The sequence below is a fragment of the Trueperaceae bacterium genome, assembly GCA_002707365.1.
GTDB lineage: Bacteria > Deinococcota > Deinococci > Deinococcales > Trueperaceae > UBA6957.
The window spans coordinates 78,951-92,055 of sequence record PAMQ01000007.1 but is presented as its reverse complement, the minus strand read 5'-3'; the positions used below and the strand labels follow the sequence as shown (position 1 = coordinate 92,055).

Annotated in this window: 13 protein-coding genes; 9 read left to right on the top strand and 4 right to left on the bottom strand. The window is 46.3% G+C overall.

What is annotated here, in order from left to right; genetic code table 11:
• Positions 1–249: 249 nt before the first annotated feature.
• Positions 250–1,095, bottom strand: a complete 846-nt coding sequence (locus CMO31_02600) for a prephenate dehydratase (protein ID MAZ52889.1) — start codon at positions 1,093–1,095, stop codon at positions 250–252.
• A gap of 765 nt (positions 1,096–1,860) precedes the next feature.
• Between CMO31_02600 and CMO31_02595 the strand changes: the two genes are divergently transcribed.
• The 9 genes from CMO31_02595 to CMO31_02555 all read left to right on the top strand — a co-directional run bounded on the left by CMO31_02595 (position 1,861) and on the right by CMO31_02555 (position 9,579).
• Complete coding sequence (locus tag CMO31_02595) at positions 1,861–2,871, top strand: hypothetical protein (protein MAZ52888.1); 1,011 nt, start codon at positions 1,861–1,863, stop codon at positions 2,869–2,871.
• Positions 2,872–2,915: 44 nt separating this feature from the next.
• Positions 2,916–5,219 (top strand): Na+/H+ antiporter subunit A, encoded by a 2,304-nt coding sequence (locus CMO31_02590; GenBank protein ID MAZ52887.1) that lies wholly within the window; start codon positions 2,916–2,918, stop codon positions 5,217–5,219.
• Positions 5,206–5,658 carry a Na(+)/H(+) antiporter subunit B gene (locus tag CMO31_02585; GenBank protein ID MAZ52886.1) on the top strand — a complete coding sequence of 151 codons (453 nt, stop codon included), beginning with the start codon at positions 5,206–5,208 and terminating at the stop codon, positions 5,656–5,658. Before CMO31_02590 ends, CMO31_02585 begins: the two co-directional genes overlap by 14 nt.
• The gene (locus CMO31_02580) at positions 5,658–6,074 is read left to right on the top strand and encodes a cation transporter (protein MAZ52885.1); all 417 of its coding nucleotides are present in this window, start codon (positions 5,658–5,660) and stop codon (positions 6,072–6,074) included. Before CMO31_02585 ends, CMO31_02580 begins: the two co-directional genes overlap by 1 nt.
• The gene (locus CMO31_02575; protein ID MAZ52884.1) at positions 6,074–7,597 is read left to right on the top strand and encodes a hypothetical protein; all 1,524 of its coding nucleotides are present in this window, start codon (positions 6,074–6,076) and stop codon (positions 7,595–7,597) included. The genes CMO31_02580 and CMO31_02575 overlap by 1 nt, the downstream gene beginning before the upstream one ends.
• A 5-nt stretch (positions 7,598–7,602) precedes the next feature.
• Positions 7,603–8,070 carry a Na+/H+ antiporter subunit E gene (locus CMO31_02570; GenBank protein MAZ52883.1) on the top strand — a complete coding sequence of 156 codons (468 nt, stop codon included), beginning with the start codon at positions 7,603–7,605 and terminating at the stop codon, positions 8,068–8,070.
• Between the two features lie 13 nt (positions 8,071–8,083).
• A complete protein-coding gene (locus tag CMO31_02565) occupies positions 8,084–8,344 on the top strand; it encodes a cation transporter (GenBank protein ID MAZ52882.1) in 261 nt (86 codons plus the stop codon).
• A complete protein-coding gene (locus tag CMO31_02560) occupies positions 8,341–8,796 on the top strand; it encodes a cation:proton antiporter (GenBank protein MAZ52881.1) in 456 nt (151 codons plus the stop codon). The genes CMO31_02565 and CMO31_02560 overlap by 4 nt, the downstream gene beginning before the upstream one ends.
• 81 nt (positions 8,797–8,877) lie before the next feature.
• The gene (locus tag CMO31_02555) at positions 8,878–9,579 is read left to right on the top strand and encodes a transcriptional regulator (GenBank protein MAZ52880.1); all 702 of its coding nucleotides are present in this window, start codon (positions 8,878–8,880) and stop codon (positions 9,577–9,579) included.
• Positions 9,580–9,760: 181 nt separating this feature from the next.
• Here CMO31_02555 and CMO31_02550 read toward each other — a convergent pair whose 3' ends face one another.
• The 3 genes from CMO31_02550 to CMO31_02540 form a co-directional block, all read right to left on the bottom strand.
• Positions 9,761–11,506, bottom strand: a complete 1,746-nt coding sequence (locus tag CMO31_02550) for a potassium transporter TrkA (GenBank protein ID MAZ52879.1) — start codon at positions 11,504–11,506, stop codon at positions 9,761–9,763.
• Between the two features lie 424 nt (positions 11,507–11,930).
• Entirely contained in the window at positions 11,931–12,356 is a 426-nt protein-coding gene (locus CMO31_02545) for a hypothetical protein (GenBank protein MAZ52878.1), read from the bottom strand.
• A 152-nt stretch (positions 12,357–12,508) separates the two neighbouring features.
• Positions 12,509–12,949 (bottom strand): ribonuclease HI, encoded by a 441-nt coding sequence (locus CMO31_02540; GenBank protein MAZ52877.1) that lies wholly within the window; start codon positions 12,947–12,949, stop codon positions 12,509–12,511.
• Positions 12,950–13,105 lie beyond the last annotated feature (156 nt).

Genomic DNA, 13,105 nt, shown 5'->3' with positions numbered 1-13,105 from the left:
ATATTCTAATTTGCTGTAGTTAAGGTAGGCAAATTTTGAGCGAGGTATTTTTGTCGCTTTTCAGCAGTAGTTTTTGTTACGGTACCGGAATATCAAAAAAGTTTGTAGGGCTTAGCCATTAGTTTCAGGAAATCGCTTATAACTGCGTGCCTGGTTAAAAGCTAGTTCAGTTTTGCGGAAAGAGCCGTCTCCTGTTTCGGAAACTTATCTGGATTGCCTACCATAGGCTGCGGTGAAAAAATAAAGGTATCAGTCGAGGTCAACAAGTGCTGGTGCAGCCAAGTACGAACCAAGGTATTTAACGAAAGCAGCTTTTCTCATTAGTCCGTTCATCGCGGCAGACAAATTTTCGTCCTCAAGGTGTCCCTCCACATCTATATAGAAGAGGTAGCTCCAAGGTCGATCACGGCGTGGTCGTGATTCTAGTTTAGTCATGTTAATACCGTGTTTGGGAAATTCTTCGAGGCATGCGACGAGACTACCTGGTTTGTGTCTAGTAGCCAGTACGAAACTGGTTTTATTGAGACCTTCGCTCTTAGGAGCTTCATCAGGACCAAGAATGAAGAAGCGGGTATAGTTGAAAGTCCGGTCTTCAATACGTTCAGCTAAGATTTCAAGGCCATATGTTTCCGCTGCTCCTTTGCTGGCAATAGCGGATCTCCCTTCGCCACCTTTTTTTGCAAGACTTTTGGCGGCGCCTGCGGTGTCAAAGTCAGTTATGGCTTCCAAGCCATGTTTACGAATGAATTCTTGGCACTGAGCAAGTGCTTGAGGATGACTGTAGACTTTTTGGAGACTATCAAGTGTAACTCCAGGTTTAGCCAATAAGTTGTGGTGGACTCGAACTATTTGTTCACCAACAACGTGAAGGACCGAATCGGTTAAGAGGTCGTAGGTCTGGTTAATTGAACCAGCAATGCTGTTTTCAACTGGTAAACAAGCGTAGCTACAATCACCCCTTGCGGTGGCCTCGAAGGCTTCCTCAAAGGTAGGGAAACCGACAGTTTCGCTATCGGCGCAGAATTGCTTGGCAGCTTGCTCACTGAAAGCCCCGGTGACTCCTTGATAGGAGATGCGTATTGTTCCTGACGGCATAATAATTAAAAGTTTACCATCGGAGCCAGTTTTAGGGATGACGCTGTTATTAACTTTTAGCATCTCGCTGTTGAGATGCTAAAAAGACAGCCCCCTGATGGGTAATTAACGATTTCCCGGAGGAACAGATGATGTTTTTGTGAGGGGGGAATGGATGCGGTACCGTCTACATAGGCAAAATCAGTTTAAAGCTAAAGCCGGTTTATTAAGTTACCGCTGATTTGGCCCTTCGTGAAAATAGTCGTGACAGAGATTCCTAAAAGGGGTGGGGTTAGCTAGGCAGTGTTTTGATTGGCGATAGCCGATTGCCTAATTTCGTTTGTAGGTACAAGGGTTCGTCAGAGAACGATCTACTTGGATTATCGTATCTCTATTATCCAGTTGTTTGGAAAAGCATTAAGGGTATTTCATAATCGGGACTCAAGTGCCTTATTAATTGCCTACAAATACCTTTTGTAGTGTTACTTTTCTGGACTGAGTTGGGCAGAAAATAAGCCACTTGTTAGCCCGTTTGATGTGTTTTGTCGACGCACCTGATTTGTTGCATTCGGTTACATTCCAACTATGTGAGGATGCCAGGTGAGGCCTATACCACTGTTTCACCACCGAACTTACCTATACATTAGTTCTTAATAACGTGTGCGTTCTGCTGAAAGTACTATGCAGGTGTTGGGAGGGGTAGTGCAGTGATCAAGATAGTTGGGCAGAAATATGTCGCGATAATGGGCATCAAATATATGCCCCTAGCGAAGGGGGTTTAAAACGATGTCAGGCCATTTCCGCAGGATGACACTTTTTCTCGTGGTTCTCCCTTTTCAGTTGGTTGTGGCTCAAATTGGTGAATCGCCTGAGAAGATTCTATCCGGGTTAGATAGTTACAACGTAGTCTCGATAGAAGATGGAGCTTACACGGGGCCAGGAGGCTTTTCTTTCGCTTTCGTGGTTAGAAGCGGGTTGCTGTATTCGGTATCTGGTCGGGGGTCGCTTGGGGATGAAAGTATTCCCTTCGCTTCTGACCTTCTTGCTGAGGCCACCGGGTACGGTAACAATGTCTCGGGTGTCCTTATTGATTTTTTCCGAAACAGGGTAGGAGAGTTACAGGGACAAGGGTTAGTCACCTTGGGTCTTGAGGCTTATCACCTTCATATCGAGGTGGGGACCAATCCTGAGGGGGAAGTAAGAATAGATTTCACGCTCAACATTCAGGAAGTAGACTGGAGCGGATTCTCACCTTCCAGTTACCCATTGGGCCCTGTAGGTGCCCGTTACGTGATACGGGAATTTAGTGATTTTCAATGCCCATATTGTGCGGATTTTGCGCGTTTGGCACTTCCCGCTATTAAGGAACAATTGCTTCAACGTGGCGATGTCCGTTTTGAGTTTCATCATTTCCCGCTGAAGAGTATTCATCTAAATGCAGCCCCAGCGGCAATTGCCTCGGAATGTGTAGGGGAAACCTACGGCAGTCCAGGTTTCTGGTCGTTTCATGATGCGTTATTCGATAGCCAAGCTGAATGGAGTGATTCGACCGTTCCGGGGATGATCTTTACGACACTTGCTGAGGAAGTAGGCCTTGGTGGCGAAGAGGTGACTAAATGTATAGTCGAAGGGAAGTTCGCGCCAACAGTTGAAGCAGCCTACCAGGCCGCGGGTGAACTTGGTATCAGAGGAACTCCCACAGTTTTTGTGGGTGGTTACAAGGTACAAAATTTCCGTGATCTGGAGGCATACCTAGGCCTGTTCGCCCTCGTCGACGCATTTGGGTTCGATGAGTAACTTAAAGTAGTGCTAATGATATTTCGACGGCAAGCGGGTACAACATGAGTCCGGAAACCCTTTTGCTTTTGTCTGTTTTTGTTCCCCTGGTTGTTGCAATCATTGCGCCTTTTATCGGTGGAATTTTGCAACAGAGAACAGGATGGTTGCTAGCTTTTGCTTTCTCCCCAGGAATTGGTCTATTCACCTTAACTCCTAATGCCAAGCGTTCTGACCCGGTAGAGGTAGTTTTGCCTTGGGTACCCGGGATAGATTTAGAGTTAGCTTTTCGGGCGGATGGCTTTTCCCTTGTTTTGGCACTTCTCATTTCGACAATTGGATTCTTGATACTGATCTATTCAGCCAGTTATTTGAGATCTGGTGAGCGGCATGGCCGGTTTTATGCCTATATGTTGCTTTTTGGCAGTTCTATGCTTGGGTTGGTATTAGCAGATAATTTAGTGGCGCTGCTAGTCTTTTGGGAGCTTACCTCTATCAGTAGCTTCCTGCTGATCGGTTTTTGGGGAGCAAGGCAACCCTCACAGGATGGAGCCATGAAGGCTTTGCTAGTGACAATAATTGGTGGCCTAGCCTTGCTTGCAGCGGTTGTTCTAATTTCAATAGCGGGTGATAACAGCCGCCTGTCCGATATCGATGTGGTGGCTTTCCGGTCAAGCAGTGTCTTTGTCCCTGTAGTTATTCTTGTCCTTCTTGCCGCCTTTTCTAAATCTGCCCAGGTGCCATTGCATCTATGGTTGCCTACAGCTATGGAGGCCCCTACTCCTGTTTCTGCCTTTTTGCACTCTGCAACGATGGTTAAAGCTGGAGTAATCTTGATAGCGAAACTTGGTTTTCTGTTCCACGGTACCGAGTTTTCCACTATCGTCCTGTTTGTCGGTCTATTTACTCTCTTTTGGGGCGGGTACCTAGCGATGCGCCAGGATGATTTGAAGGCTTTGCTAGCCTATTCCACTGTTTCGCAATTGGGGTTATTGATGGCACTGTACGGCTCTGGTCACACGTTCGCCGGGACAGTACACCTAGTTAACCATGCGGTATTTAAGGCTGCTCTATTTTTAGTGGTAGGGATAATTGACCACGTTACGGGAAGCAGGTCGATCTCAGGGCTTAGTGGTTTAGCTCGTAAGCTACCTATTACGACAGCATTGGCAATACCCAGTGTTCTCAGCATGGCAGCCCTTCCTCCGTTAGGTGGCTTCATATCAAAGGAGCTGTTCTTTGAGGGCATTCTCCTAGAAGGTTTGTTGCCGACAATTATTGCGGTGGCCGGTAGCATATTTACTTTCGCTTACAGCTTACGGTTTCTGTCGGTATTCTTTGGCTCTCTACAGTGCCCAAACCCAAATGTCAGCGAGGCAAAGTTTTCATTTTGGGTCCCAGTTCTTCCGCTAGTTGTTGCTACAGTCGCCTTTGGAATTATTCCTTGGCACGATACGTTTGCGGGTTGGTTTGCTGGGTTAGCCTCAGCTTCCTTTGGCTATTCGATAACACCATTGACCATTTGGCATGGACTAACTCATGCTCTTGCGCTCAGTGTTCTTACTTGGTTCGTGGGATTAGGTTTATTTATAGCTCGGGAATCGTTCCAGCGTTTACAAACAAATATAACTCCTAAATGGAATGCCAACACAATTTATTATGGTCTGGTAGAGAAGGTGGAACAACTAGCTAATCGGATCACCCTGAGTACTCAGGGGGCCACTTTTTCTACCCATCTTCGAATAATTTGGATCGGTGTAGCTCTGATAGGGGCTTTAAGTTTTTGGAGTTATCAGCCTAAAGTCTTTAGCATAATTTCGTTAGAGATTTGGATGGTTGCGATCCTGATCTTTGGAGGGGTGGTTGGTGTCTTGGTCGCTCGGACCCGTTTAAGCGCAATCATCTTTGTGGCTTTGGTGGGTTTTGGGGCAGCCTTAATATTTGTAGTCCTTCGCGCACCGGATCTAGCTCTGACACAGCTACTCATCGAGACGATAACTTTGATTCTCTTCCTTTCAGTTTTCCGGCGACTTCCACTCTTAACCCGCTATGACCGGTCGAAAATGTTAGCTGGTTTTGATGCCCTGATTGCCCTGGGTGTTGCAGCAACCGTGTTTACTGGGCTAACAGCGGTCCAGTCTCCTATTAGTCCCCGTATTGGTGATTTCTTTCTCCAGAACAGTAAGCTTTTAGCAGGCGGCAAGAACGTTGTCAATGTCATCCTTGTTGATTTCCGTGGATACGATACTTTGGGGGAAATTACGGTTCTGGGAATTGTTGCTGTTACAGTCATCGCGTTACTTCGCTTAAGAACAAGTAGAAAAACTACTAAAGTCGCAACAGGGGAGGGGGAACGTGAAACTTCCTGATATCTTTTTCCACACAGTTGCTACTCCGATAGTATTTGTGTTGATCGCCCTAGGCTTTCACTTTTTCCTGCGTGGCCATAATGCGCCTGGTGGTGGTTTTATTGCTGGCCTGATTATTGCGGGTGCTGCCTTGTTTGCACGGATGGTACAGACTAAGCATTTACTAGCGATTCGTACCGAGATAATGGTTCCAATAGGCCTCTTATTAGCTGCGTTAACTGGGATTGCTCCGATGTTTTTTGAACTACCTTTTCTGAAGAGTAATTTTGGTTTCCAAAGCTGGCCCCTGGTTGGCGAGTTCGAGTGGTCCTCAGTGATGCTTTTCGATTTAGGGATCTTTATGGTAGTGGTTGGCACAACCGTCACCATTATTGACCTTCTTGGTGACGACCGAAAACTTACCCATATAGGAACAGATGCTGAACGGGATGAGGCCTAGTGGAAGTACTGCTCCCATTACTAGCTGCTGTACTAATCGGTTCTGGTGTGTATCTGGTTCTAGCACGTGCGCTTATCCGTCTCATCTTGGGGCTTAGCCTGATTTCATATGGCGTTAATTTGGGGATCATCATTGCTGGGGCAGGATTTAAACAAAAGTCTCCACCTTTTTTAGATGGTTTGGGGCCATATAACGACCCCTTACCGCAGGCGTTGATTCTTACGGCTATTGTTATCGGATTTGGGACTACGGCACTGCTGTTGGTTTTGGCTGTCCGGGCCTATCAGGTTACAGGTACAGATCACGTCCAGGAACTTACCGAAAGGCCGGACCCAGCTGAGTCACCGGAAGTTTATGCCGATCCAGAACACCCGTCTGTTTCGCCCGAGATCGGGCCGCTACGAGGAGAGGCTTGATGAATCTACTAATCTGGCCTGTCCTTCTACCGCTATTGTCAGCCTCAATATTGCTCCTAGTGCGAAGTCGGGTGGTCCGTACGACAACATCCGTTATTGGTGCTGTCGTTACCCTGATAGTGATTTTAGCTATTGCTTCGAGGACGAGAACAGGAGAGGTTCTCACCTTAACTCTTGCCGACTGGTCTGCCCCTTACGGGATTATTCTTGTGGCTGACAGCCTTACTGGTTTGGTCCTCACCCTGTCAGGAATAGTGGGTTTGTTGACTGTACTATTTCTGGCTGTAAGCCTTCGCGACTCACCGCGACGGGGAACAGGATCTCTTCTGAACCGAGCGCGGGAGATCTTTGGGGCACAGGCACTTCTTCAGTTTGTGTTCGTTGGCGTGAACATGTCGTTTCTGACAGGCGATTTGTTTAACTTGTTTGTATCGTTTGAAGTAATGTTAGTAGCTTCGTATGGCCTACTTTTGTTGGGGGGAGAGTTACCGCAACTCCGGGAGGGCCTCAAATACGTGGTGGTTAACCTTATTGCCTCGGCGCTATTTGTGGTGGCAGCGGGAATGGCTTACGGACTTTTTGGTACATTAAATATGGCAGACATCGCTATCCGTATTGAAGCCCACGGTACAGACCCTAGGATTGGGCTTATTGCCCTACTCCTTGGCCTAGTTTTTGCTACAAAAGCAGCAATTTTCCCTTTAGGATTTTGGTTACCTAACGCTTATCCGGTTCCTACCGCGACTGTTAGTGCTTTTTTTGCAGCTCTTCTCACTAAGGTAGGCGCCTACTCGTTAATCAGAACCTTTTGGTTAATGTTTCCACACGAACGAGATGTCCAACTTATGGTTCTTCTGTTTGCAGGCCTAACGGTTGTAATTGGAGCTTTTGGGGCCATTGTCAGGAGAAGATGGAGGCATGTTTTGGCATTTGCTAACGTAGCTAGTATCGGCTATGTAGTAATGGGTGCTTTTATCGGATCGGTAGTTGGGTTGAGTGCCGCTATATACTACCTAACACACTCTGTTATTGTGGTTTTCGGACTTTTTCTTGTTGCGGCTTTGGCCGAAAGAATAGCAGGAGAGAGTTACCAATCCGAAGGACATCTTGAGGTTTATCCGTGGCTGGGAGTCGGCTTCTTCGTTGCAGCTATTTCTCTTGTTGGAGCACCTCCGACTAGTGGTTTCATTGGTAAATTCGGCATTGTTCGCGCTCTTTTTGAAGCTGGTGGTTCGTTGAGAATATTTGTTGCAATAGCCGCTTTACTAGCTGGGTTCTTACTTTTGTACGCATTTATGCAGATTTGGCGTAAATTTTTCTGGGGTAGTGCAGATGCTGTTCATCGGGTTAAGTTATCCAAAATTGCCACCGGAATCACAGGCATTACCGTGATTTTGATCGTCGCTTTGGCTGTGTTTAGTGGGCCGATTTTTAGTGCTTCTGAGAAGGTTGCTGAACAACTATCAAATAATCATGCCTACCTCGAAGCTGTTTTCCCTAGCGCGCCAATGGAAGGGCCCTAAAGCTCATGATAGCGTCCTTAACTATTTTGGCCCTAGCGGTTATTTGGAGCGTACTTTCTGGTCAATTGTCCCTGTTTAATTTATTGGTAGGAGCTCTACTTGGAGTGGTACTACTAAGTGTTGTCTTAAGGAGTAAGGAGCGGCCGGTTGCAGCTCGTATCGTCGGGATTGTCTACTTTATTATTAGATTTGTGGTTGCTTTGGTACGCGGAGGTTTAACTGTTGCGGGCCTCGCGATTCAGTTCAGCCCAAGCTTTCATCCGCACGTAGTATCAGTTCCTCTAAGAGTTCGTAGTGATGCGGCGATTTCACTCCTGTCAGCTGCCATTACCTTGCTACCTGGAACGGTAGCGATGGGAACTTCTGCGGATTCTAGAATTCTTTATGCTCATGCGATTGGTCGAGCTGATCCTGAAGATTCTCGTAACGATATTCGGATTATAGAGGACCTGATACTGAGGTTTATGGCGTGAGGGTTGGCCTATTGTGATATTGGATTTGGCTTTGGGTTGTCTGGTGCTTGCAGGAGTTTTAGCTGTCTATCGTGTGTTGCGAGGACCTAGTTGGGGTGACCGGATAACTGCTCTTGATTTTCTTGGGGTCGACCTTGCGGTCCTTATCGTGGTTCTAGCAATGCGGACCGGTATTCAGCACTTTCTGGATATCGCACTACTGGTTTCGATTCTCGGGTTCCTAGGTACTGTTGCGCTGACCCGCTATTTGCTTGCCGGGAGGATTATGAAATGAGACGCCATATTTTTTTACTTATCACAATCGTAATCAACCCTATTATCGTCGTTGCTGAGAAGGAAAGTTCCTTTCAGTCTGGCCCTTTACAGGCCAACATGGCAGCTCAATTGCTGATTCTTTTCGGTTGTATTTTTATCTTGGCAGCTGCCCTAGGCCTTATCCGATTTCCAGATTTCTACACTCGACTACACGCTACTACAAAGCTTGTTGCTCTTGGGGGCCTCGGTATTTTTGTGGGAGCCGCCGTGTTGTTTGCGCCGTTAGGGCTGATGCCTAGGGTGCTAGTAATTGCAGCCTTTTTCTTCCTTACGGCGCCTCTATCTGGGTATATGATTGCGCGATCTGGTTACCTTCGAGGCCTGAAGCCTTATAGAGAGTTGGGAAGTGTAGACGATTGGGGTTTGATGGGTGAAATTCCGGATTGGAAAACAGAAGAAGATGACCAATAAGGACTGCATCTCGAAATATTTCTTGTTAGTAGATTTTAGGTTTTGAACCAAAAAGCCCTACATTAAGTTAAACTATGTAAAGTGCACGAATATCCTAGTTTGGTTTGGCATCTTAAAAACACCCAATTGTTCGAGGATCTTACTCCAGAAGAGCTCGAGCAGCTTTCCAGGATTACACCGTATAAGCGCTTTGCGGCAGGAGAGATTATTTATCACATGGAGGATCCTGCCGATGCGTTGTATTTTGTGCGTGACGGCATGGTCAAGATATCTATGTGCTTTCCTAATGGGAAAGAGATGATCCTGGGGCTGCTTGGCCAATACGATATTTTCGGTGAATTGCTACTTTTGCCAAGTGAGCGGCGACCGAACCAGGCAGAGGCTGTTATAGACACGACCCTGATTGTGATGCCAGAACAGGATTTTCAGAGGCTCCTTTCTCAACAACCGGAAATCGCGATGAAATTTATTAAGGTCATGTCTACCCGGCTTTGGCAGGCTCAACAATGGCAAGCCGAGGTAGGTGCTTTCGATGCACCGGGTCGACTCGCAAATCTGCTGTTGCGTCTCGCTGGTGATTTTGGGGTAGAGTCTGAGCGCGGCACCGTGATTGATCTACACCTTACCCAGCAAGACTTAGCGAAGATGATTGGGGCGACTCGAGAAACGGTTAGTCATTGCCTAGCTAGGTTGCTTGAGTTCGGTGCCGTTAGGCGTCGTCGAGCACCCATAACGGTGAATATTGATAAATTACGCCAATTTTTAGATGAGGCAAGTGAATAGGTTAACCACGTATTTTTGACTGCTTTGCCTTGAGAGCGTAAAAAAGAACACGGTTCAAGTACACTCGATGTTTCTCGGCTAGCTTAAATTATCTCGCTCAGGTTTGTGGAACTAAAATAGGGTAGGCAAAATCTAGACCACGTTAGTAGAGGCCTCCGAATTAACCTAACTTTAGAGGCAATCATGCCAGGAATAGATCGTTCACTTGCTTTGTGCTAACGGGTGCACCCATCACAGTAATCCTATCGCCTAGGTAGATACGTGTAGAGCCCTGGGCAAATATCAGGGTGCCTTGACGGCGTATTGACAGGACAAGTACATCGAGTGGAAGGCGGAGGTTGCGAAGAGCAATCCCATTTAGGGCTGGGTCGAGTAGCTCTAGTTCTACAATGTCCTGATTGTCCGACAAGCCAAGTAGTAATGAAGTTGCCGAAGGGTTTCGGACATATTCTTCGAGTAATTGCACCCCCGCAGTGGTTGGGTCGACAACCGATACGTTAATTTGTTCGAATCGCTTGTAATTTTTTTGATCCACAAGTCTCACAACAACGGTGTCAGTACCATATTCTTCGTAGACAATTTCGCAAACCTTTAAACTTTCTTCGTCTGAGGGAAACAAACATACAACTGCATCCGCACCTTCAAGATTTATAGTACTGAGAGATATTTTATCTAGAGCTTTAATGCTTTGAAATCTTGTATCCGTTGCTAATTCTGTTCCTTGGTCGTTTTCCAACCCGGTGATTTTAGCCTTCCAACCGTGAGCTTCTAGGTTATTGGCTAAGGCGATCCCTTGGCGGTCTAGCCCAAAAATTACAACATCCTTGCTCCCATCGAATGCATTCGGGTTAGCCCGAACCCGACTTTCTCCTACGATGCCTAGAGATACCTTGAAGAAGATGGGACCAACAAGCTCGTTTAATATGACAAGCGAAATGATTAAAGTTGCTAGATCTGGTCCGAAGGTCGGGAAGGAATTCGCGGTTTCTCGTGCTAAGCCAAGCGCTATTCCCGCTTGAGTGACAAACCCCATCCACCGCACTCGATTATGTAATGCTGGTTCTCTGGATATGACACCTCCTACAAAGGTTCCCAGCATTATTCCCCCTAAACGGAATCCAAAAAGAGCTAAGGCGATCAACCACGTTTCCCGAAGAATATTGAGGTTTAGCGATGTTCCAACTAGGGTAAAAAACGCTATGTAGATTGGTAGGCTCACCTGACTTGTTAGGGATTTAAGGTCTTTTCGGTAACGACCAAAATTAGTGACGCTGAATCCGGCGATTAAACAAACCAATAAGGGTTCGATATGTAAGGTCAGAGGGAAGTAATCTTGTGTCAGGCTGTACGTGGCTCTAGTCAGCAGGAAGATGCCGTACCCTGAAGCTAACGTAAGTGCTGATTTGATGAGTAAGTGGGTCTGCAGTGAGAGGTATTGCCTAATTAATTCTGCCAATAAGACGCCGAGCAGTAGCGCTAGGCTAAGCTCTAGGGCGACTGTACCGAATACAGTTAATTCAATCTTTTTGTCGTCGAATAGTGCGAGGGCGATCGATTTGTTCGTGGCAAACATTATGATTACGACCACGTCCATGATCACGGTTACCCCCAAAACTAATTGGGTAAAAGGTCCCTTAGCGCGCAGCTCGTTGATAATAGCTATGGCTGATGAGGGCGATCGTGCCACCAAGATGGTTCCAGTAATGATGGATACGGCTATTTGGTTGGTGGCTGAAAGGTCACGCAGAAAGGGAATGAAATTCATCAAGAATAATGTCCCTAGGCTTCCTAAAACAAATGTACAAACGACGAGTCCTACAGTTACCCATGCGATTGACCGGATGCGTGTTTGAAGTTCTTTCAGGTATAGTTCGCTTCCAGCAACTAGAGCAATAAAAGCTAGGGCAATTTCATCTATGAATCGCAAGCTTTCTTTCCCGCCTTCGGGGAGTAGGCCCAGGACATATGGGCCGGCGAGTAATCCAGTAAAGATAAAGCCAGTGATGAGCGGTAACCTAAAACGCTTAAAGAATTTCCCAATCTGATCTGCAGAGAGGGCAATGATAAGGAATGCAGCTAAGATTGATAGCAGTTCTATTGGATTCTCCCAACTATAGCTGGCTTTTTTCTAACTGGATCCTTTGGACTTTCTAATGAGTAACAGCATTAGTAAGGTATTAAAGTGATTAAAAACCTTTATCCGTAAGGCTAACTCTATTAGTCTCAATAGTTTCGTGAAGATTTCCTTACAACGAGTCTTAATTCTTACATAACGCATTACAATTATACATTGTGGTTAGTTAGCCTCGCATCTCGATGCGTATTGCTCATGCCGGATTGTGTGTAAATGATTACTCCTCTGGCGCCTCCACTATGTCTCCAAGATCTTTAAGAATGTTTTTGTAAAGGCTCAGACCTGTCTCCTGAACTCTTTGTATCCCTGCTATTCCGACCAGATTTGGTTCAGTACGTTCATGAGCAATTTGCAGGCACGAGGCTAGCACAGCTTCGAAAACCGGCCAAGGGCCTTCGAAGTCATCGTGTTCTGTTGATTGTATTTGCTTTTTGTTGAGCTCTTCTAGAGCGTGCTCTGCTGCTCGTTTTTCAGCTTCGCGTTTGGTTTTCGCTTCTCCGTAACCTAGTAAGTCGTCATTAGCCGTAGCCTTAGCTACAAAAATTCTATCGTGATCAGGTCCTCGGCTTTCTGTTGTGAATTTGGCCTTGCTTTTTCCGCGCTCTTTAAGGACTTTGTTTAGCTCAGTTTTTGGGTGAGGCATAGGAGCTCTCCATCGAATTGCTACGTTGTTATTTTTTTAAAGAAAATCAATTTAGATTTTCAGGGATCAGGGTAGCATAGATCTTCTTGGTCACCGTTTTTTAGCCAATAGGCCTTTAGGATTTTCCTGGTAAGAGGAAGAGGCCACCTCATTTAATGTCCGCGTTTGCGTGCTTCTAGTGCAAGCTTATCGGCCCGTTCGTTTGCTTTATGTCCGGTATGACCACGCACCCAAGACCAGGTTATTTGATGGAATTCGGAAAGTTCTATCAGTTTGCGCCAAAGATCTTGATTCTTCACCGGTTGGCGTTTACTAGTGCGCCAACCATTCTGTTGCCAGCTATCCAACCAGCCATCGGTGAAAGCCCTCTTAAGGTATTCGCTGTCGGTAACCAAAGTGACTATGCAATGCTCGCGAAGATTTGATAATGCCTGAACGGCTGCTGTTAACTCCATGCGGTTGTTGGTGGTGTTCGCTTCATAACCACTTGCCGTCTTCTGCTGCCCCCGATAGTTGATGATGTACCCCCAACCACCATTTCCAGTGGTGGTATCGCAAGAACCGTCGGTGTAGACGTGCACATCTTTGGGCATACGAGGCATGCTACCCCATAACGACTTACCCAAGTGTTGGTATTTTTGCTACCAGCCATCTTAATAAAGCTCTTTGCGGCGGTACGCTAATTTTAGCTATGACTTGACTTAAACAAACATTATACGTATGATGAACAAACCCTCTACAAAAGGGTG

Coding starts and splice junctions, on each gene's coding strand:
- CMO31_02545 (MAZ52878.1), bottom strand. CDS start 12,356: ATGCCTCACCCAAAAACTGAGCTAAACAAAGTCCTTAAAGAGCGCGGA.
- CMO31_02575 (MAZ52884.1), top strand. CDS start 6,074: ATGAATCTACTAATCTGGCCTGTCCTTCTACCGCTATTGTCAGCCTCA.
- CMO31_02600 (MAZ52889.1), bottom strand. CDS start 1,095: ATGCCGTCAGGAACAATACGCATCTCCTATCAAGGAGTCACCGGGGCT.
- CMO31_02590 (MAZ52887.1), top strand. CDS start 2,916: ATGAGTCCGGAAACCCTTTTGCTTTTGTCTGTTTTTGTTCCCCTGGTT.
- CMO31_02540 (MAZ52877.1), bottom strand. CDS start 12,949: ATGCCCAAAGATGTGCACGTCTACACCGACGGTTCTTGCGATACCACC.
- CMO31_02595 (MAZ52888.1), top strand. CDS start 1,861: ATGTCAGGCCATTTCCGCAGGATGACACTTTTTCTCGTGGTTCTCCCT.
- CMO31_02570 (MAZ52883.1), top strand. CDS start 7,603: ATGATAGCGTCCTTAACTATTTTGGCCCTAGCGGTTATTTGGAGCGTA.
- CMO31_02560 (MAZ52881.1), top strand. CDS start 8,341: ATGAGACGCCATATTTTTTTACTTATCACAATCGTAATCAACCCTATT.